Origin of the sequence: Reyranella sp. (genome assembly GCF_050185545.1) — a bacterium.
In the GTDB taxonomy this organism is placed as follows: Bacteria; Pseudomonadota; Alphaproteobacteria; order Reyranellales; family Reyranellaceae; genus Reyranella.
Genome location: NZ_JBFWZI010000133.1, coordinates 1 through 20,490, shown reverse-complemented (window position 1 = coordinate 20,490; position 20,490 = coordinate 1). Strand labels below are relative to the sequence as shown.

At 67.1% G+C, this 20,490-nt stretch carries 19 protein-coding genes and 1 pseudogene; 14 read left to right on the top strand and 6 right to left on the bottom strand.

Going from position 1 to position 20,490, the window contains the following annotated elements:
* Positions 1-118: 118 nt before the first annotated feature.
* Together AB7O82_RS27115 and AB7O82_RS27110 are read right to left on the bottom strand one after the other, a co-directional pair.
* Positions 119-1,108, bottom strand: coding sequence for a Bug family tripartite tricarboxylate transporter substrate binding protein (locus tag AB7O82_RS27115; protein ID WP_428556040.1), 990 nt, complete (start codon positions 1,106-1,108; stop codon positions 119-121).
* Positions 1,109-1,247: 139 nt separating this feature from the next.
* Positions 1,248-2,441, bottom strand: coding sequence for a CaiB/BaiF CoA transferase family protein (locus AB7O82_RS27110; protein WP_428620595.1), 1,194 nt, complete (start codon positions 2,439-2,441; stop codon positions 1,248-1,250).
* 152 nt (positions 2,442-2,593) lie between these two features.
* Between AB7O82_RS27110 and AB7O82_RS27105 the strand changes: the two genes are divergently transcribed.
* The 6 genes from AB7O82_RS27105 to AB7O82_RS27080 all read left to right on the top strand — a co-directional run bounded on the left by AB7O82_RS27105 (position 2,594) and on the right by AB7O82_RS27080 (position 8,495).
* Positions 2,594-2,896 (top strand): hypothetical protein, encoded by a 303-nt coding sequence (locus AB7O82_RS27105; protein WP_428548572.1) that lies wholly within the window; start codon positions 2,594-2,596, stop codon positions 2,894-2,896.
* Between the two features lie 132 nt (positions 2,897-3,028).
* Positions 3,029-3,370 (top strand): hypothetical protein, encoded by a 342-nt coding sequence (locus tag AB7O82_RS27100; protein WP_428548569.1) that lies wholly within the window; start codon positions 3,029-3,031, stop codon positions 3,368-3,370.
* 249 nt (positions 3,371-3,619) lie between these two features.
* Complete coding sequence (gene leuA / locus AB7O82_RS27095; RefSeq protein WP_428548566.1) at positions 3,620-5,314, top strand: 2-isopropylmalate synthase; 1,695 nt, start codon at positions 3,620-3,622, stop codon at positions 5,312-5,314.
* A gap of 81 nt (positions 5,315-5,395) precedes the next feature.
* Positions 5,396-5,644, top strand: a complete 249-nt coding sequence (locus AB7O82_RS27090; protein ID WP_428548563.1) for a hypothetical protein — start codon at positions 5,396-5,398, stop codon at positions 5,642-5,644.
* A 247-nt stretch (positions 5,645-5,891) separates the two neighbouring features.
* Complete coding sequence (locus AB7O82_RS27085) at positions 5,892-7,283, top strand: TldD/PmbA family protein (protein ID WP_428548560.1); 1,392 nt, start codon at positions 5,892-5,894, stop codon at positions 7,281-7,283.
* A 12-nt stretch (positions 7,284-7,295) separates the two neighbouring features.
* Complete coding sequence (locus AB7O82_RS27080) at positions 7,296-8,495, top strand: lytic murein transglycosylase (RefSeq protein ID WP_428548557.1); 1,200 nt, start codon at positions 7,296-7,298, stop codon at positions 8,493-8,495.
* Positions 8,496-8,634: 139 nt separating this feature from the next.
* Here AB7O82_RS27080 and AB7O82_RS27075 read toward each other — a convergent pair whose 3' ends face one another.
* Positions 8,635-9,561 (bottom strand): diacylglycerol/lipid kinase family protein, encoded by a 927-nt coding sequence (locus AB7O82_RS27075; RefSeq protein ID WP_428548554.1) that lies wholly within the window; start codon positions 9,559-9,561, stop codon positions 8,635-8,637.
* Between the two features lie 107 nt (positions 9,562-9,668).
* Between AB7O82_RS27075 and AB7O82_RS27070 the strand changes: the two genes are divergently transcribed.
* Genes AB7O82_RS27070 through AB7O82_RS27060 form a run of 3 tightly spaced genes read left to right on the top strand, consistent with a single transcriptional unit; the run spans position 9,669 to position 11,982 of the window.
* The gene (locus tag AB7O82_RS27070) at positions 9,669-10,481 is read left to right on the top strand and encodes a UDP-2,3-diacylglucosamine diphosphatase (protein ID WP_428548551.1); all 813 of its coding nucleotides are present in this window, start codon (positions 9,669-9,671) and stop codon (positions 10,479-10,481) included.
* A gap of 10 nt (positions 10,482-10,491) precedes the next feature.
* Positions 10,492-11,544 (top strand): glycosyltransferase family 4 protein, encoded by a 1,053-nt coding sequence (locus AB7O82_RS27065; protein ID WP_428548548.1) that lies wholly within the window; start codon positions 10,492-10,494, stop codon positions 11,542-11,544.
* Positions 11,545-11,601: 57 nt separating this feature from the next.
* On the top strand, positions 11,602-11,982 hold the full coding sequence (locus tag AB7O82_RS27060; RefSeq protein ID WP_428548545.1) for a VOC family protein: 381 nt from the start codon (positions 11,602-11,604) through the stop codon (positions 11,980-11,982).
* Positions 11,983-12,108: 126 nt separating this feature from the next.
* On the opposite strand, the gene AB7O82_RS27055 is transcribed toward AB7O82_RS27060, so the two are convergent.
* On the bottom strand, positions 12,109-12,840 hold the full coding sequence (locus AB7O82_RS27055) for a ribonuclease activity regulator RraA (protein ID WP_428548542.1): 732 nt from the start codon (positions 12,838-12,840) through the stop codon (positions 12,109-12,111).
* Positions 12,841-13,022: 182 nt separating this feature from the next.
* The gene (gene xseA, locus AB7O82_RS27050) at positions 13,023-14,540 is read right to left on the bottom strand and encodes an exodeoxyribonuclease VII large subunit (RefSeq protein ID WP_428548539.1); all 1,518 of its coding nucleotides are present in this window, start codon (positions 14,538-14,540) and stop codon (positions 13,023-13,025) included.
* Positions 14,541-14,720: 180 nt separating this feature from the next.
* On the opposite strand from xseA, the gene purD reads away from it, so the two are divergent.
* The 5 genes from purD to pncA all read left to right on the top strand — a co-directional run bounded on the left by purD (position 14,721) and on the right by pncA (position 20,164).
* Complete coding sequence (purD, locus tag AB7O82_RS27045) at positions 14,721-15,998, top strand: phosphoribosylamine--glycine ligase (protein ID WP_428548536.1); 1,278 nt, start codon at positions 14,721-14,723, stop codon at positions 15,996-15,998.
* 32 nt (positions 15,999-16,030) lie between these two features.
* Positions 16,031-17,158 (top strand): MBL fold metallo-hydrolase, encoded by a 1,128-nt coding sequence (locus AB7O82_RS27040; protein WP_428548533.1) that lies wholly within the window; start codon positions 16,031-16,033, stop codon positions 17,156-17,158.
* Between the two features lie 213 nt (positions 17,159-17,371).
* Positions 17,372-18,418 (top strand): tRNA preQ1(34) S-adenosylmethionine ribosyltransferase-isomerase QueA, encoded by a 1,047-nt coding sequence (gene queA, locus AB7O82_RS27035; protein ID WP_428548530.1) that lies wholly within the window; start codon positions 17,372-17,374, stop codon positions 18,416-18,418.
* Entirely contained in the window at positions 18,415-19,539 is a 1,125-nt protein-coding gene (tgt, locus tag AB7O82_RS27030; protein WP_428548527.1) for a tRNA guanosine(34) transglycosylase Tgt, read from the top strand. The genes queA and tgt overlap by 4 nt, the downstream gene beginning before the upstream one ends.
* A 13-nt stretch (positions 19,540-19,552) precedes the next feature.
* Positions 19,553-20,164: a bifunctional nicotinamidase/pyrazinamidase gene (gene pncA, locus AB7O82_RS27025; RefSeq protein WP_428620593.1), complete on the top strand. Its 612-nt coding sequence runs from the start codon at positions 19,553-19,555 to the stop codon at positions 20,162-20,164.
* A gap of 177 nt (positions 20,165-20,341) precedes the next feature.
* On the opposite strand, the pseudogene AB7O82_RS27020 reads toward pncA, so the two are convergent.
* A pseudogene (locus AB7O82_RS27020) lies at positions 20,342-20,490 on the bottom strand (3-oxoadipyl-CoA thiolase); the annotation flags it as partial.

The window sequence follows — 20,490 nt, the reverse complement described above, 5'->3', positions numbered from 1 at the left end:
GGGGCGCTCTTGCGGACCGCGGGCGTCCCGCCCGCTCAGGATGTTGAAGAGCGGGCGGGACGCCCGCGGACCAGAAGAGCATGTGCGCCACAGGAGTGGCGCGCTCCCAAGCGAGACGTCACTGCGGCTCGAGGTTGAGGCTCTTCACCAGATCGATCCAGACCGGTCCCTGCTCGGCCATGAACTTCGCGAAGAACACATGGTCCTGGGCCGGCGTGTCGATGCCGAAAGTATCGAGAATCTTCTGGATGCGTTCGCTCTTGCCGGCCTCGACCATGATATCCGAGAGCTTCTGGACGACATCCTTGGGCATGCCGGCAGGCCCGACCAGGCAAATGAAGCCCTGGACCAGGAACGCCCGGTCGGTGACGCCCTGCTCGTAGAACGTCGGCACGTCGGGCAGTTTCTTCATGCGCGTCCTGGTCGGCACCGCGATCGCGCGGGCCGAGCCGGACTGCAGCAGCCCCGAGGCGGCGGCGTAGCTGCCGCTGCCGGCCTGCACCGCGCCGGCGCCGACGTCCTGCCACATCGGCGCCTCGCCACGATAGTGCACCGCTTGCATGGCGAGCTTGTAATTGCGGTTGAGCGCTTCGACCGCGACATGGCTGTAGGAGCCGGCACCGTAGGTGCCGATGCTGGCCTTGTTGGCCCGCGCATAGGCGGCAAACTCGGCCAAGTCCTTGGCGGGCACCTTGGCGTTTACGATGAACGGAAGGTGCCCAGCATCCATCCACGAGATCAGCGCAAAATCCTTGTCGGGATCGTAGGGCAGCTTCTTGAACAGCACCTTGTTCATGATCATGGTGGTCGAGATGGTCCACATCAGGGTGTGGCCGTCGGGCGGCGCATTCTTCACCTGCTCGGCGGCGATGGCGCCGCTGGCACCCGCCTTGTTTTCCACGAACGCCGGCTGGCCGGTCTTCTGGGCGATCGCCTCGCCGTAGGCGCGGGCGAACGTGTCGGTGAGACCGCCCGCCGGATAGCCGCATATGATCCTGATGGGCTTGCTCGGCCACGACTGAGCCAAGGCCGGAGCGGCCAACAGGCCAACGGAAGCCGCGGCGGAACCAAAGCGAAGCACCTCACGCCGCGTCGCACGCACAATCATTCAAATCCTCCCTGTGGCGCCACCGGCCACCCTGCCCGACGGTCTCGGCCGTCGTTTCGCGCCAGACGCCACCATGACGTCGGTCGCACCGGTGGTAAACCCAACGACTTTGTTCATGTCGTGACGGCCGCGAAACGGCTCACGCGGCCTTGGTCGCGCCCGATTTCAGCATGGCGTCGACTTCCGCCTCGCTGAAGCCCGCCTCGCGCAGCACCTCGATGCTGTGCTCGCCCAGCCTCGGCTGCAGGCGCGAGATCTCGGGCTTGGTCTTGCTGAAGCGCGGCGGGATGTCGGGCATGCGCAGCCGGCCTTCGGTCGGATGCTCGACCTCGTGCCAGAAGCCGGTGGCCTGCAGTTGCGGGTCGACGAACAGATCCTCGAGCGTATTGACCGGGCCGTGCGGGACGTTCGAGTTCCGGAGCAGCTCCACCCATTCGGCGTTGGTCCGCGTGGCGCAGATCTCCGCCAGGGTGGCGTAGTAGTACTCGACGTTCTTCAGCCGGTTGGCGAGCGAGGTGAAGCGCGGATCCTTGGCGAGATCCTCGCGGCCGATCAGGCCGCAGAATTCCTTCCAGTGGCCGTCGGTGTAGGGCAGCAGAGCGAAGTGGCCGTCCTTGGATGGATAGGGCCGGCGTTCCTTGTTGAGCACCCGCTTGTAGCCCGCCGTCTCAAGCGCCGGCCGGAAGCTCTCGCCGTAGAGATGCTCGACCATGACGAACGACACCAGGGTCTCGAACATCGGCACCTCGACCGCCTGGCCCTGGCCGGTGCGCTCGCGCGCGAACAGCGCGGCGAGCAGCGCCGACACCACGCCGTTGGAGCTGGTCTTGTCGGCAACGATGGTCGGCAGGAAACGCGGCTGGCCGGCCACCACGGACTGCAGCGCCGCCAGCCCCGAGCCCGCCTGGATGATGTCGTCATAGGCGGCCTTGGGACCCATCGGGCCAGCCGCTCGATAGCCGTAGGTCGCCAGGTAGACCAGACGCGGGTTGATCTTCTCGAACGCCTCGTACTCCACACCCAGACGCCTGGCGGGCTCGGGCCGATAATTGTGCATCAGGACGTCGGCGGTCTCGGCGAGCTTGAACAGCGCCTTGCGGCCAGCCTCCTGCTTGAGATCGAGCACGATCGAGCGCTTCGAGCGGTTGCAGCCGAGATAGAAGGCGGCCATGCCGGGATGACGCGCCGGGCCGAGCTGTCGGGTCGTATCGCCCTCGGGTGGCTCGATCTTGATGACGTCCGCGCCAAGATCGCCCAGCTGTTGCGCCGCCCAAGGCCCCAGCACCACCGTGGTGCAATCCAGAATCCTGACACCGGCCAACGGACCTGCCATCGACGTACCCTCCCGAAATCCTTTCACTCCGACTACCACAACTTGGTCACAAGCACCGAGAAAACATGACGCGATAATTCCTTCTGGCCGCTGCGCAGAAATGCAACGACGCGGGTGGCCCGACGTTTTGCACGGGGTGGAGGGCACTAGCAATGTTCGCAAGCGCTGATTCGGCACGAACCGCTTTGTTGTGGAAGGCTCCCCTGGCCATCCTCGCCGGCGTCGCCGCCCTTACCTTCGCCGGCGCGGCGCAGGCCGATCCACCCTGGAAGAAGCGTTGGAAGCACCATCACTACTATGAGCCGAACTACGTGGTCGTTAAGCCGCGCTATTATCGGCCACCGCCCCCGGTCTACGTCGTGCCGGAGCCGGTGATGGTTTATCCGCAGCCCTATTCGTACGGCCCGTCGTATCCGCCGAGCGTCAACTTCAATTTCAGCCTCCCCATGCGATAGGCGCGGTCACGACTTGGCCACAGCCCGTCTCGCGGGTGCAGCCTCCGGTTCCTCGATGCCGTCACAATTCGACTCGTATCCCGTGCATCGGGACGAAGAGTAGATGTCCTTGATGTCAGGAGGAGGCTGCAAATGCGTTTGTTTGACTGGCGGACCATCCTTGTCGCGGCAATTGCCGGAGCTGGCGTCGTCACGGCCGCGGGCGCCGAGGCACGAGACCGCGACGACGACCGGTGGGGCTGGGAGCGCCGCCACTACCATCGTCACCACCACGCGCGCAGCTATGACCCGCCGCGGCGGGTCATATACGAGCGCGAGCCGCGGGTCGTTTATGAGCGCGCGCCCCGGGTCGTCTACGAACGCCAGCCGGTCATCGTCGCACCGGCCCCGGTCTACATGGCGCCGATGGCCCCTTCCTACGGGCCGCCCGCCGATCCAAGCCTGAACCTCAACTTCAATATCCCCCTGCGCTGAACGCCCCTGGCCAACGGCCCGCCGGATGGGAAGCCATCCGGCGGGTTGACTCCTGCCCGCGGGGCCGTATTGTGGCCTCAATGCTGCGACTGACGACGCTTCGACTTATTGGCTGATCCGCCGGCCTCCGGGCCCCCTGCGGATCGCTTGTCGTTCGTCATTCCCTACCCACCAGTCGCCGCCACGTTTTATTTCCATCGCAGTGTTCGTCCCGAGCCATACGGCCGTGCGCGGCGCGAGGAGCCAGCCATGTCACCCCAGAAACCGATGATGCCGCAAGCGGGCGAGAAGTACGTTGCCTTCAAGCCCGTTCCCCTCGCCGACCGACAATGGCCGTCCAAGGTCATCACCAAGCCGCCAATCTGGTGCGCGGTCGACCTCAGGGACGGCAACCAGGCCCTGGTCGAGCCGATGGATTCCGACCGCAAGACGCGGATGTTCGGCCTGCTGTGCAAGATGGGGTTCAAGGAGATCGAGGTCGGCTTCCCGGCGGCGTCGGAGACCGACTTCGACTTCGTTCGCGAGCTGATCGACAACAAGATGATCCCGGACGACGTCACCATCCAGGTCCTGACGCAGAGCCGGCCCGAGCTGATCGAGCGCACTTTCGAAGCCTGCCGCGGCGCCAAGCGCGCCATCGTCCATCTCTACAACTCGACCTCGACCCTGCAGCGCCGCGTGGTCTTCGGTCTCGACTACGACGGCATCATCGATATCGCCGTCTCCGGCGCCAGGCTGGTCAAGCAGCTGGCCGACTCCGATCCCAATACCGAGTGGGTCTACGAGTACTCTCCGGAGAGCTTCACCGGCACCGAGCTCGAGTTCGCGCGCGACATCTGCGCCGCGGTCGGCGACGTCTACCAGCCGACGCCGGAGAAGAAGATGATCGTCAACCTGCCGGCGACGGTCGAGATGGCGTCGGCCAACGTCTACGCCGACCAGATCGAATGGTGCCATCGCAATTTCAAGTACCGCGATTCGATCATTCTCAGCCTGCATCCGCACAATGACCGCGGCACCGGCGTCGCCGCCGCCGAGCTCGGCTACATGGCCGGCGCCGATCGCATCGAGGGCTGCCTGTTCGGCAACGGCGAGCGCACCGGCAACGTCGATCTTGTGACGCTGGGCCTCAACATGTTCACCCAGGGCGTTGATCCGGAAATCGACTTCTCCAACATCAACGAGATCCGCCAGACGGTCGAGTACTGCAACCAGCTGCCGGTGCATCCGCGCCATCCCTACGGTGGCGACCTTGTGTTCACCGCGTTCTCGGGATCGCACCAGGACGCCATCAACAAGGGCTTCAAGGCGCTGCAGACCTCGAACAGCAAGATGTGGGAGGTGCCCTATCTGCCGATCGATCCAGCCGATCTCGGACGCACCTACGAGGCGATCATCCGCATCAACAGCCAGTCGGGCAAAGGCGGCATCGCCTACATCCTGAAGAGCGACTACGGCATCGACATGCCGCGTCTTCTCCAGGTCGAGTTCTCCAAGACGATCCAGCAGATCGCCGACGAGACCGGCAAGGAGATCCTGCCGGCGCTGATCTGGGACACCTTCCGGCGTGAGTATCTCGAGAACAAGACTCCGGTCGACTTCGTCAGCCATACGACGGTGCCCGAACCCGGACACCCGGACATCCGTCTTCTCGACGCGCGGGTGACGTTTCACGGCAAGGAGCAGACGATCAGCGGCCGCGGCAACGGGCCGATCGCCGGCTACGTCGATGCCCTTGCCAGGAACTGCGGTGTCGGCATCAAGGTGCGCGACTATCACCAGCATGCCACCGGCGCCGGCTCCGACGCCCAGGCCGTGAGCTTCATCGAGGCCGAGACCAGTGACGGCCGGGCGCTGTGGGGCGTCGGCATGGACTCCAACATCGTCACCGCCTCGCTCAAGGCGGTGACGTGCGCCGCCAATCGGGCGATCGCGGCGAAATAACGGTATCGTCCACCGGAGGCGTTCACTACCATCCTGTGCGGGGCTGCCGATCGCACCCCGCACATTTCTGGAGTGCCTCAAATGCCCCGCTTCATGTCCAAGTCGCCGGTCGGATACCTGTTCATCGGCGCGGCCGTCGGCGCCGTGCTCGGCGCCTGCGCCGCCGGCGCCAACCAGCCAAACATGCAGGCCGCACTCGCCTCGCTGCAGGCCGCTCGTCAGGAACTGATCCAATCCAGACCGAACAAGGGCGGCCATCGCGAACGCGCCATCAATTTCGTCGACGCCGCCATCTCCGAGACCAGGGCCGGCATCGCCTACGCGAACTGACTTTACATTCCCTCCCCAGCTTCGCTGGGGAGGTGTCGCTGTCATCGGCGACGGAGGGGTCATGCTCATCCGGACCGCGGGCGTCCCGCCCGCTCATGAGAATGATCATGAGCATGAGCGGGCGGGACGCCCGCGGTCCGGATGAGCATGACCCTCCGTCCGCGACTACGCGGACACCTCCCCACGACGTTGGGGAGGAGAACGACGGACCTCGACGACCCTGCCCGCGAGCGCGTAGAACGGCCGCATGGCCAAAGCGACGAAATCCTCCTCCAAGAATTCCAGCGCGAAAAAGAGCGGCTCGAGCGGTCCCGACGCGAACCTGCTCGGCGATCTCATGAAGTGGGCGAAGGCCGCTGGCGCCGACGCGGCTGATGCGCTCTATGTCAACGGCGAATCGATCTCGGTCGCCCAGCGCATGGGCGCGCGCGAGAAGCTCGAAAGCAGCGAAGGCCGCGATCTGGGATTGCGCGTGTTCGTGGGCCAGCGCCAGGCCTTCGTGTCCTCGACCGATTTCGCACCGGCGGCGCTGCGAACCCTGGCCCAGCGCGCCGTCGACATGGCGCGCGCGGTGCCCGAGGACCCGGTCTGCGGCATCGCGCCGGCCGAACTCCTGGCGACGGCATGGCCGGATCTCGACCTGTACGAGAAGAAACGGCCCACGGCCAAGTCATTGCTCGAGCTCGCCGCCGAAGCAGAGGACGCCGCACGTTCCGTGCGGGGTGTCACCAATTCGGAAGGTGCCGAAGCGAGCTGGGGGCGCACATCGTTCGTGCTCACCGCCAGCAACGGCTTCTCCGGCGCCTACGGACGCAGCGGCTACAGCCTGTCCTGCGCGGTGCTCGCGGGCGAGGGCACGGCGATGGAGCGCGACTACGAATGGTCGAGCGCCATTCATTTCGATGACCTGATGGCGGCCTCCCGGGTCGGCCGCAACGCCGGCAAGTTTGCTGTCCGTCGCCTCAATCCGCGCAAGGCGCAAAGCGCCCGCGTGCCGGTCGTCTACGACCGGCGCGTCTCGGGCAGCCTGATCGGCCATCTCGCCGGCGCCATCAACGGCCGCGCCGTGGCCCGCGGCACGTCGTTCCTCAAGGACAGGATGGGCGCCAAGGTCTTCGCCGACGGCATCCGCATTCTCGACAATCCCCTGCGCAAGCGTGGCCTGGGAAGCCGGCCGTTCGACGCCGAGGGCCTGCCGACGAAGCGTTATGCCGTGATCGACGAGGGCGTGCTCACCACCTGGCTGCTCGACCTCGCCGCGGCGCGCCAGCTCCAGTTGAAGCCGACCGGTCATGCTGCGCGCGGCACCTCGGGACCGCCTTCGCCAACGACCTCGAACTTCTATCTCGAGAAGGGCAAGCCGACCGTCGACGAGCTGATCTCCGACATCAAGAGCGGGCTGTTCATCACCGACCTGATCGGCTTCGGCGTCAACGGCGTCACCGGCGACTACAGTCGCGGCGCGTCCGGATTCTGGATCGAGAACGGCAAGCTCGCCTGGCCGGTGAGCGGCATCACGGTGGCGGGCAACCTGAAGGACATGTTCCTGAACATGACGCCCGCCAACGACCTGCAGTTCAAGGGCTCCACCAACGCCCCGACCGTGAGAATCGAGGGAATGACGGTCGCCGGGTCGTGATAGGCTCGGGCCATGACCCCTCTCTGGAAAATCACGCTCCTGGCCGCAACGACGGCCCTCCTCGCCGGACCAGCCGTCGCGCAGAGCGACTTCCAGTCGTGCCTGCAGACCATCAAGGCCGAGGCGCTGCGCCAAGGCGTCCCCGCCAACCTGATCGACCGCGCCTTCCAGGGCCTGACGCCGGATCAGAAGATCGTCGATCTCGATTCGCGCCAGCCTGAATTCTCCCAGACCTACGCCAGGTATGTCGGCAAATCGGTAACGCCCGACCGCATCGTCAAGGGCCAGCAGAGGATGGCGCAGAACCGCGCTCTGCTCGACGCCATCCAGGCAGAATACGGTGTACCGGCACAATACATCATGGCGTTCTGGGGCCTCGAGACCAACTACGGCGGCTTCATGGGCGACTTCCAGGTAGTGCGGTCGGTGGCGACGCTGGCGTGCGCGACCAAGCGCCGCGACTTCTTCAGCAATGAAACCGTGCAGGCGCTGCGCATCCTCGCTCTCAATCACATGACCCGCGACCAGATGCGCGGATCGTGGGCCGGCGCCATGGGCAACATGCAGTTCATGCCGTCGACCTTCATGAAATGGGGCGTCGACCGCGACGGCAACGGCCGCATCGATCTGTGGAAGAGCCTGCCGGACGCCTTCGCCTCGGCGGCGAATTTCCTGCGCGGCGTCGGCTTCAAGCCGGGCTTGCCATCGAGCGAGGAGGTGATGCTGCCGCAGGGCTTCCCGCTCGACCAGGCCGATTCCACGATCGAGAAGCCGGTGCGGGCGTGGGCGGCCATGGGCGTCAAGAAGGCGGGCGGAGCGCCGCTGCCCAATTCGGACGAGCCATCGTCGATCATCCTGCCGGCGGGCTGGCGCGGCCCCGCCTTCATCCTCTATCCGAACTTCAAGGCGGTGATGAACTGGAACCGCTCGACGCTCTATGCGCTGGCGGTCGGTATCCTGGCGCGCCAGATCGCCGGCGGCCCCGCGGTCATGCAGGCGCCGCCGGCCGACGACGCGCCGCTGTCGCGCGACGCCATCATCGACATGCAGTCGCGGCTGGCCCGGCTCGGCTTCTATACCGACGAAGCCGATGGCCTGGCCGGCCCCAAGACCCGCTCGGCGGTGCGCCTGTTCCAGAAACAGGTCGGCCTGCCGGCGGACGGCCATCCGACACCCGACGTGGCGCGCCGGCTGCAGCAGACGGTGCGGTGAGCGGTGGCGCTCTTGGCCGGGAGCGCGCCACTCCGTGGCGCTCATGCGGACCGCGGGCGTGCCGCCCGCGGTCCAAAAGACCATGAGCGCCACGGAGTGGCGTGCTCCCGGCGCATGAGCGGCAGGGTCCCGACAATGACTACACCGGACGAAGCAGCCTCACTGATCCGGCGGCAAGGCCGATCGATATCGGCAGCGTGAGGGCGTCGTCGCCGTCGATCTGGACCGGCTGGCGGCCGGTCTCGCCGGCATCGCTCAGCACGGCGATGTGGACCTCGCGGCCGGCAATCACGCGGTAGCCGCCGGTATGCGGCAGGCACCCCAGCAGCAGCGCCAGCCCGAAGCGCAGAGGTTGGATGCGGCCCCAGCGCTCGAACAGGCAGACATGCAGCAGTGGATTGGCGAGCGCGGCCGCGGGAGCCACCACGAACGGACCGGCATAATGCCGGCTGCGCGTCACGATCACCGACGCTGCCTCGTGACGCACCCCGTCGATGTTCACGGCGTAACGTACTGGCCGATAGCGCCGCGTCTCGATCAGCGAGCGCCAGACATAGGCGGCACGTCCCCAGCGCCGCTTGAGCCTAGTGCTGACACCGGCGACGACCTTGGCGTCGAAACCCGCACCCGCCATCAGCGAGAAGCAGCGCGGCCGCTCCGAGCCATTGGCGGCCTGGCCGGGCCGCACCGGCAGGGCGTGGCCGGAAATCATGGTCCGGGCGATGGCGGCGGCGGAAAAGTCGAGCCCCAGCTCGTGCGCCAGGACGTTGGCGGTGCCGAGCGGCACGATCCCCACGGCCGGCGCGTCGACACCCCGCCGGGCAAGGCCGTTCACCACCTCGTTGATCGTCCCGTCACCGCCGGCCACCGCGATGACGGCGTAGCGGCTGGCATCGCAGGTTTCCGCGAGTCGCCGGGCATCGCCGGGCGCCTCTGTCTCGACCGTGTCGACCGTCCAGCCTTCGTCGCGGATCCGCTGCACCACGGCGTCGACCAGACCGCGACGGTGCCGGCCAGCCGTCGGATTGACGATGAGCAGCATTGCCTTGGGCGCGGGGAATGTCATCGAACTGCCACAACCGGTTCACGGCGACGCAACGGCTGACATACACAATCCAAAGCGTTCCGTGCAATCGCGCACGACAGATTTTGTGTCGGTCGCCTCTTATCCACATGACTGTGATCGTACGCCATCAACCGGCCCGCCATCGCGCCATCTTCCTGTCGGACATCCACCTTGGCACGCGCGGTTGCCAGGCCGAGCTGCTGCTCGATTTCCTGAAGCGGAACGAGAGCGAGTATCTGTACCTGGTCGGCGACATCGTCGACGGCTGGCGCCTGAAGCGCTGGTGGTACTGGCCGCAGGCCCACAGCGACGTCGTGCAGAAGATCATGCGCAAGGCCCGCAAGGGCACGACCGTCATCTACGTCCCCGGCAATCACGACGAGGCGGCGCGCCAATACTGCCAGCTGACCTTCGGCGAGGTGCGCGTCCAGGAAGAGGCGATCCATGTCACGCCCGAGGGCCGCAAGCTGCTGGTGATCCACGGCGACCAGTTCGACGGCATCGTACGCTATGCGCGTTGGCTCGCCATCCTCGGCGACTGGGCCTACACGATCGCGCTGCGCCTCAACACGCTGTTCAACTGGGCGCGCCGGCGGCTCGGCCTGCCCTACTGGTCGCTGTCGGCCTACCTCAAGCACCGCGTCAAGAACGCCGTGCAGTTCATCAACAACTACGAGCAGGCCGTGGCGGGCGAGGCGCGTCGGCGTGGTGTCGACGGCGTCGTGTGCGGCCACATCCACCACGCCGAGATGCGCACCATCGACGGCATCCTCTACTGCAACGACGGCGATTGGGTCGAAAGCTGCACGGCCCTGGTCGAGGACTTCGAGGGTCGCCTGCGCATCGTGCGATGGGCCGAGGAATACGCGCGGCGACGGGCCGTACCGCGGCTGGTTCCGGCACGCCTGGCGGCCGAGTAGGGCCAGGCGCTTGCGCATTGGGATCGTCTCCGACGCCTGGCGACCGCAGATCAACGGTGTCGTTCGCACCATCGAGACGGTGGCACAGATCCTGCGCGGCGAGGGCCACGACGTCGAGGTGTTCGGGCCCGACCGGTTTCGCACCCTGCCCTGCCCGACCTATCCGGAGATTCGCCTGTCGCTGTTTCCGGCGTCGCGCCTGGCGCACATGCTGAAGCTGTTCGCGCCCGATGCGCTTCACCTGGTGACGGAGGGACCGCTCGGCTGGGCGGCGCGCAGGTTCTGCCTTTCCCGTGGTGTTCCCTTCACCACCGCCTATCACACGCGCTTTCCGGAGTACGTGCACGCGCGCATCCGTCTGCCCGTCTCGTGGAGCTACGCCTTCGTGCGGCGCTTCCACGCGCCCTCGGCCGCGGTGCTCGTCGTGGCGCAGTCGATTCGCGATGAGCTGGCCCAGCGCGGCTTCAAGAACCTGGTTCCGTGGTCGCGTGGCGTCGACATCGCGGCGTTTCGGCCGCGCCCGCATCGCAACGCCGAGGATCCACGCCCCATCTGGCTCTATGCCGGAAGGGTCGCGATCGAGAAGAACATCCAGGCCTTCCTCGACCTCGACCTGCCCGGCACGAAATGGGTGGTGGGCGGCGGCCCGCAACTCGAAAAGCTGAAGCGCCGCTATGGCGAGGCGCGGTTCTTCGGATCGGTCGATACGGAGGAATTGTCGGCGCGCTACGCCGAGGCAGATTGCTTCGTGTTTCCGAGCCGGACCGACACGTTCGGCCTGGTCATGGTCGAGGCGCTGGCGTCGGGCGTGCCGGTTGCCGGCTATCCCGTGCCAGGGCCGCTCGATGTCATCACCGTTCCCGGGGTCGGCGCGCTCGATGAGGATCTCCGGTCGGCCTGCCTTGCCGCGGTGGGGCGCGATCCCGCCGACTGTCGTCGCCACGCCGAGACGTTTACCTGGGAGAGCTGTGCGCAGCAGTTTCTCGCGACCTTGCAGCCCATTCCGCGCGGAACCTGGCAACCCCTGAAGCGCCGCGTCCTGCCCGACGCGGCGGCATCGTGAGTGTTGAACCGCTCGCCCGGGTTCCTATGTTGCTGGAGTGAAGCCAGCGGAGGCCCCATGCCAGCCCTCAATCACCTGATCATTCCAGCGAAGAACAAGGACGCCTCGGCCATTTTCCTGGCCGACATCCTGGGTGTCGAGGCGGGCCCGCAGTGGGGTCCCTTCCGTCCGGTTCAAACCAGCAACGGGGTGACGCTGGACTTCGTCGATTCGCCGGACGTCCGGACGTCGCACTATGCGTTCCTGGTCGAGGACAAGGAATTCGACACGGCATTCGCCAAGATCAAAGCTGCCGGCGTCCGCTACTATGCCGATCCCCACAAGCACGAGCCCGGCAAGATCAACCATCATTGGGGCGGCCGCGGCGTCTACTTCGACGACCCCGACGGCCATCTCATGGAGCTCATCACCAAGCCCTACGGTTCCTCGCCGCCGTGAGGCGCTCGGGCGAGCGATTCTTCCGGACCGCGGGCGTCTCGCCCGCCCTTCTCATGAGCGGGCGAGATGCCCGCGGTCCGGGAGAAAATGACAGTCACCCGTCACCGTCCGGCACCGCCGCCCCGTTCAGCCGCCGGCCGGCTCGCCGGCCTTTATCCAGGCTTCGTAGAGCGCCTTGGTCTCGTCGTTCGGCGGATAGGTTCCTGAAATCGGAATCCCCTGACTGATCCGGATGGCGACGAACTTCTCCAGCCGCTCCTGCTCGAACGAGTCGCGTGCCACCTCGTCGGCGAGATGGCGCGGCACGACGATGGCGCCATCCTCGTCGGCCACGATCACGTCGCCCGGATAGACAGGCACACCACAGATTCCGACCGGCGTCTGGGTCTCGACCGGATGCAGCCGGGTCATGCTGGGCGGCGCGGCTGCGGCGGTGCAGAACACCGGGAACTCCATCTTGCCGATCACCGGCGTGTCGCGCATCGCGCCGTCGCTCAGCACGCCGGCAACGCCGCGCACCTTGAGGCGCAGGGCCAGGATATCTCCCAGCGTGCCGGCGGCGGTGTTCCCCTCGGTGCCGATGACGAGGACATGGCCGGCCGGCGTTCCCTCGATCGCCTCGCGCTGCGCGCTCGGTGGATCGCTGGGCCTGGGCGGCTGGTCGAGGTCCTCGCGCCCTGGGATGTAGCGCAGCGTGAAGGCCGGCCCGACCATCCGTGCCGACGCGGCATTGACCGGTCGCGCGCCATTGATGGCGCTGTTGCGAAAGCCGCGCTTCAGCATCTGCATCGATACCGTCGCGGTGCTGGCATACATGAAATTCCTGATCGTTTGCGTCGACAGAGGCGCTGTGGTCATGATGTTTCCCTGAGTTGCCCGACCCTATCCGGCCGAGCGGCGCGATTCCAGTTGGGACCTGCACCAGCGACTCATGCTCTTCGTGGACGGGGGGGGTCCCGCCGGCTCTTGTTTCATGTGATTGCGGGGGCGGGACGCCCGCGGTCCAGGAAGAGCATGAGTCGCTTACCGCTCGCCTGATGTCACAGCAACGAGCCCTGCTCGCCGCCACCGCCACTGTCGCGGCGGCGGGGTGCCGGAGCAGGCCGCGGCGCGGTGCCGACGCCGTCGGTAACGCGCGCGCCGATTCGACCGTCGGCAAAGTCGATGGCAACGGTGTCGCCCGCCCTGAGGTCGGCAGCGGCCAGAACGGGATGGCCGTCCTGGTCGCGCACCAGCGCGAAGCCGCGCTCGAGAACCGAGCGGAACGAATAGCTTTCGAGCAGCTTGTCTGCCTGCTCGACCCGTCGCCGGCAATTTTGCAGGAACTCCCTGCCGCACCGCTGCAACCGATCCCCGAGCTGATCGACCCTGTCGGCAGCACGTTCGATCTTTTGCCGGGCCTCGCCGAGATAGCGCCGCATCGCGCTGTCGAGCATGCGGGCCTCGCTCGTGAACGCCTGCTGCTTGGCGAGCAGCACGGCAACCGGGCTCACCAGACGCGCCGCCGCCAGCGTATGTGCGCGGCGCTCGACGAGCTGGCGGGTGGCGAGTGACAGGCGTTCGCCGCGCTCGTCGAGGCGCTGCTGACGCTCCTCGATCAGTCGACGCGGATCGCCCAGCCCGCGCGCCAGTCCGGTGAGCTCGACGCCCCGTTCGCGCAACAGGCGGCTCACCCCGCCGACCAGGCGCTTGGCGTAGTCGAGCGTCTCCGCCACCAGGTCGGCGCGCACCGGCACCGCCATTTCCGCCGCCGCCGTCGGCGTCGGCGCGCGACGGTCGGACGCGAAATCGATCAGCGTCGTGTCGGTCTCGTGGCCGACCGCCGAGATCAGGGGAATGGTCGATGCGGCGGCGGCACGCACGACGACCTCTTCGTTGAACGCCCACAGATCTTCCAGGCTGCCGCCGCCGCGCGCCACGATCAGCACGTCGGGTCGCGGGACGGGCCCGTCCACGGCCAGCCGGTTGAAGCCGTTGATCGCAGCCGCTACCTCGCCCGCCGCCTTCTCGCCCTGGACCGCCACCGGCCAGATCAGAACGCGGCGCGGAAAGCGGTCGGCCAAGCGATGCAGGATGTCGCGGATCACCGCGCCACTGGGCGAGGTCACGACGCCCACGACCTCCGGCAGATAGGGCAAGGCCCGCTTGCGCTCGGGGTCGAACAGGCCTTCGGCCTGCAGCTTGCGCCGCCTGTCCTCGAGCAGCTTCAGCAGGGCGCCCGCACCGGCCAGCTCGACGCGATCGACGATGATCTGGTAGCGCGACGAGCCGGGGTAGGTCGTGAGCCTTCCGGTCGCGATGACTTCCAGGCCTTCCTCGACCCTGAGCCCGAGCCGCGGGATCGTTGCCTTCCAGCAGACGGCATCGAGCACGGCGTTCTCGTCCTTCAGCCGGAAATAGCAGTGGCCCGACCGGGGAAACACCGGCTGGCTGATCTCACCGCGCACGCGCACGCGCGGAAATGCCGTCTCGATCTCCCGCCGGAGCGCGAAGGAGAGCTCCGAGACGGTGAATTCCGGGACATTGCTGACGAGCTGCTCTGACGCCGTTGCTTCCATGGCGCCAAGCTATACCGGCGCATCGCAGCAGGTAAGCGGACGCCTGTGGGTCGCTACCGGCTCATCCACCATGGCCGAAAACTCCGCTTTGCACCCGAGGGGTTTCATGGTCTTTGTCGAGGCCCGACGCCTGGGTCGGCATATCAGAAATTCGGCCATGGATTTCAAGGGGTTGATGTCATGCGGGTGTTGGTCGTAGGGGGTGGCGGCCGGGAGCATGCGCTGTGCTGGGCAATCGCCGCCTCGCCGCTCTGCAGCAAGCTCTATTGCGCGCCCGGCAATGCCGGCATCGCCCAGGTCGCCGAATGCCTCGACGTCGCGGCGGACGACCTGGCGGGCCAGGTGGCGCTCGCGCGCACGCAGGAGATCGACTTCGTCGTCGTGGGCCCCGAGGTGCCGCTGGTGGCCGGCCTCGCCGACCGCCTTGGGGAGGCCGGCATCAAGGTGTTCGGCCCGTCGGCTGCAGCCGCCCGGCTCGAGGGTTCAAAGGGCTTCACCAAAGATCTGTTTCGCCGGGCCGGCATCCCGACCGGCGCTTACGAACGCTTCACCGACATCGACAAGGCCGAGGGCTACATCAAGGCCCGCGGCGCCCCCATCGTCGTCAAGGCCGACGGCCTGGCGGCCGGCAAAGGCGTCGTCGTGGCCGAGACGGTCGACCAGGCGATCGCCGCCGCCCGCGACATGCTGTCGGGCAACCGCTTCGGCGCGGCCGGCGCCTCGGTGGTGATCGAGGAGTTCCTGGTCGGCCAGGAGGCCAGCTTTTTCGCCTTGTGTGACGGCGAGCATGTCTTGCCGATGATCGGCGCCCAGGACCACAAGCGGGCCTTCGACGGCGACAAGGGACCCAACACCGGCGGCATGGGCGCCTATTCGCCGGCGCCGATCTTCGATGCGGCCATGCAGCAGCGCACCATGGACGAGATCATCCTGCCCACCGTGCGCGCCATGGCCGAGGCCGGCTCGCCCTTCAAGGGCGTGCTCTATGCCGGGCTGATGATCACCGCCCAGGGCCCGAAGATCTTCGAGTACAATTGCCGCTTCGGCGATCCGGAATGCCAAGTGCTGATGCCGCGCCTGAAGTCCGACATTCTGCCGGCCCTGATCGCGACCGCCGACGGCGGTCTCAGCCATTTCGACCTGCGCTGGTCGGACGAGACCGCGCTGACCGTGGTGATGGCGGCGAAAGGCTACCCGGACGCCTACCAGAAGGGCAGCGAAATCCGCGGTCTGGACGCGGCGGGCCGGGTCGAAGGCGTCGAGATATTCCACGCCGGGACAAAGGCGGATGGCAAGCGGGTGCTGGCCAACGGTGGCCGCGTGCTGAACGTGACGGCCGTCGGGCCGACCGTGGAAATCGCCCGCGACCGGGCTTATCGCGCCGTCGACCTGATCGACTGGCCGGAAGGATTCTGCCGGCGCGATATCGCATGGCGGGCCATCGGTTCGCAGTCGTGACACTGGCGGGCATCTGTGGCTAGGGTGGCCGCATGCCCGATTCACCCGATATCGCCCAGCGCCTGCTGGCGCAATTGCGTTTCCCCTGCGGCGACGTGCCGGAGCCCGGCACCATCAAGAAGGTCGCTCCCGGCATCCACTGGCTGCGCATGCCGCTGCCCTTCCAGCTCAACCACATCAATCTGTGGCTGATCGAGGAGCAGGACGGCTGGATCATCGTCGACACCGGCATCAACATGCCGCAGACGCGCGAGCTGTGGGAGCGGATCTTCGCGGCCGATCTCGGCGGCAAGCCTGTGGTGCGCGTGATCGCCACCCATATGCATCCCGACCATGTGGGCATGGCCGGATGGCTGTGCGAGCGCTGGGGCGCACAGCTCTACATGACGCTCGGCGAGTACATGAGCGCAGTCGCCGCCCGCAACGACTTCATCGAGAACGAGGATGTCCGCGCGACCCATCTGGCGCGCAACGGCGTGCCGGCCGACAAGATCGGCCTGTTCCACCGCCACAAGGGCGGTTATGCCAAGGGCGTCGGGCCGCTGCCGACCTCGTTTCAGCGCCTGATCCACGCCCATCCCATCACCCTGGGCGGCCATCGCTGGGACGTGATCGTAGGCCGTGGCCACGCCCCGGAGCATGCCTCGCTATGGTGCCCCGAGCTCAACGTCCTGATCGCCGGCGACCAGGTGCTGCCCAAGATCAGCACCAATGTCGGCGTATGGCCCAACGAGCCGCGCGCCGATGCGCTCAGCTGGTTCCTCGACGGCTTCTCGCGCTTCCGTCGTCTGCCCGCCAATGCCCTGGTGCTGCCCTCGCACGGCTTTCCCTTCATCGGCCTGCACACGAGGCTCGATCAGCTGGTCGCTCATCACGACGCGCGCATGAACGACATGGCGAATGCCATCGCCCAGCGCGGCGCCGAGGGCGCGACCGGCTGGGACATGGTGCCGGTGCTCTTCCCGCGCCATCTCGACAACAACCAGGTCGTGTTCGCCTTCGCCGAGACCCTGGCGCACCTGCATTGCCTGGAAACGCGGGCGCGCGTGAAGCGCGAGGTCGTCACCGGAGTCCATCGCTTCGTCAGCCTGGTCGATCCCGGCATGGACCCGCCGGCCGACGACTCGGATGCGGAGGTGATGGATATCGGCCAGACCTGAACATGACTCCACCCCACCGATTTTGGGGTGGTGTCGCCGTCATTGGGCGCCGGTGGGGTCATGGGATACCGCACCGCGGGCGACTCCCCCGCTAATGAGAAGAGCGGGCGTGACGCCCGCGGTCCACATGAGTCATGACCCCACCGTCCGCGAAGACGCGGACAACCCCCCAACTTCGTTGGGGAGGAGGATGAGAAGAAGCCCAGCCTTACGATGCGAGTCGATCTCTTCGATTTTGCGCTGCCCGGCGAGCTGATCGCCCAGCGCCCCGTCCAGCCGCGCGATTCCGCGCGGCTGCTCGACGTGGCGCCGGACGGCCTGCACGATCGCTGCGTGCGCGATCTGCCGCGCCTGCTGCGCCGCGGCGACCTGCTGGTGTTCAACGACACCAGGGTGATCCCGGCCCGCCTGCACGGCATACGACCGGGAACGTCGGGACGCCAGGACGTGTCCGTCGAAGCCTTGCTGATCCGCGATCTGGGGCGCGGACGTTGGCTCAGCTTCGCCCGCCCCACGAAGCGTCTCCGTCATGGCGATCGGCTCACTTTCGCCGAAGGCCTTGCCGCGACGGTCGGCGCCAAGAACGAGGATGGCTCGCTCGTGCTCGTGTTCGAGACCACTGGTGCGCCCTTTCTCTCCGCCCTCGAGCGGGCGGGCGCCGTGCCGCTGCCGCCCTACATCCGATCAGGCATCGCCGACGCGCAGGATCGCACCGACTACCAGACGCTTTTCGCCCGGCGCGACGGCTCCGTGGCCGCGCCCACGGCGGGCCTGCATTTCACGCCTGCCCTGTTGGCGGCGCTCGAGGAAGCCGGAATCGCCACGGCCGGCGTGACGCTGCATGTCGGCGCCGGGACCTTCCAGCCGGTGCGGGTCGACGACACCGACACTCACACCATGCATGCCGAGTGGGGCGAGGTCCCCGACCAGACCGCCCGCGCCATAGAGCATGCGCGCGCCGGCGGCGGCCGCATCGTGTCCATCGGCACGACCGCGCTGCGCCTCCTGGAGACGGTCGCACGATTGCACGACGGCGCTCTCGCCGGCTGGGCCGGCGAGACCGACATCTTCATCGTGCCGGGTTTTCGTTTCCGTGCGGTCGATCTGCTGCTGACGAATTTCCATCTGCCGCGCTCAACCCTCTTCATGCTTGTCGCGGCCTTCGCCGGGCTGGAGCGCATGAAGGCGGCCTATGCGCACGCCATCGACCGGCGCTACCGCTTCTATTCCTACGGCGATTGTTGTCTGTTGCACCGATGAGTCTTTCGTTCGATCTGTTGGCCCGGGACGGGCTCGCGCGGCGCGGCCGAATCGGCACCGCGCATGGAACGGTCGAGACGCCTGCCTTCATGCCCATCGGCACCGCCGGCACGGTCAAGGCGATGATGCCACAATCGGTTGCCGAGACCGGCGCCGAGATGATCCTGGGCAACACCTACCATCTCATGCTGCGGCCGGGGGCCGAACGGGTTGCTGCGCTGGGCGGCCTGCACAAATTCATGAACTGGCCACGGCCCATTCTGACCGATTCGGGTGGCTTTCAGGTGATGTCGCTCAAGGAGCTGCGCAAGCTCGATGCCGATGGCGTCACCTTCCGCTCGCCGATCGACGGCAGCCAGCATCGCCTGACTCCCGAGCGGTCGATCGAGATCCAGAAGCTGCTCGATGCCAACGTCACCATGTCGTTCGACGAGTGCACGAGCTGGCCGGTCGAGGAGCCCGAGGCTGCCGCCTCGATGCGCCTGTCGATGAAGTGGGCGGAGCGCGGCAAGCGGGCCTTCAGCGTGCGACCGGGCTACGGCCTGTTCGGCATCGTCCAGGGAAGTATCTTTCCAGCGCTGCGCGAGGAAAGCGTCGCGGCGCTGACGGCGATCGGCTTCGACGGCTATGCGATCGGAGGCCTCGCCGTCGGCGAGGGCCAGGAACGGATGTTCGCCGTGCTCGACATCACTGTGCCGATGCTGCCGGCCGATCGGCCGCGCTACCTGATGGGCGTGGGCCGGCCCACCGACATCGTCGGCGCCGTGCGGCGCGGCATCGACATGTTCGACTGCGTGCTGCCGACCCGCGGCGGCCGCACAGCGCAGGCCTTCACGCGCCGCGGCGAGCTCAACCTGCGCAACGCCCGTCATCGCGACGATCCGCGGCCGATCGACGAGCATTGCGCGTGCCCGGCCTGCCGCCATCACAGCCGAGCCTACCTGCACCACCTGATCCGCGCCGAGGAGATCCTCGGGGCCATGCTGCTGACCTGGCACAACCTGCACTACTATCAGGATCTCATGCGTGGCTTGCGCGGCGCCATCGAGTCGGGCGGATTCGACGACTGGTCGGCGGCGTTCGAGGAAGAGCAGCGCCGAGGCGATATCTCACCCTTATGATGGAGCGGGCAGGATGCCGAACGAAGCCCTGATCGTCATCGACATGCAGAACGATTTCTGCGAAGGCGGAGCGCTCGCCGTTCCCGGCGGGAACGCGATCGTGCCGCTGGTCAACCGGCTGATCGCGCGGCACGACCACGTGATCCTGACGCAGGACTGGCATCCGCCGGGACATGCCTCGTTCGCCAGCACCTGGCCCGGCGCGGATCCTTTCGGCACACGGGACTTTCCCTACGGCCCGCAAACCCTGTGGCCCGACCATTGCGTGCAGGGCACCCCGGGCGCCGCGTTCCACCCGGACTTGCAGGTCGGCAAGGCGCAGATGGACGTGCGCAAGGGGTTTCACCCTGGCATCGATTCCTACTCGGCGTTCCGCGAGAACGATCGCATCACGCGCACCGGGCTCGCCGGCTACCTCACGGAGCGCGGCTTCAAGCGACTGGTGATGTGCGGGCTGGCACTCGACTATTGCGTCGCCTGGTCCGCGCTCGACGCCCGCCATGCGGGCTTCGAGGTCGCCATCGTCCATCCCGCGACGGCGGCCATCGACCTCGACGGCAGCAAGGCACGGATGCTGGCCGAGATGCGGCAGGCCGGTGTCACGCTCGACGAAGCGGTGCCATAGGCTCTTCTGGACCGCGGGCGTGTCGCCCGCTCATGCTCATGAATCATGAGCGGGCGAGACGCCCGTGGTCCAACATGAGTCAGTCGCTGGGACCGCGCCACTGCAGTGGCGCATTCTTTGTCGATCACACCGATCATGAGCGCCACTCGAGTGGCGCGGTCCCAGCGAAGAAGTCTCTCAGACGCGCTCCAACGCCAGTGCGATGCCCTGGCCGACGCCGATGCACATGGTGCAGAGCGCCCGTTTGCCGCCGGTCGCCTCGAGCTGGTTGAGCGCGGTGATCATCAGGCGGCCGCCCGAGGCGCCGAGCGGATGGCCGATGGCGA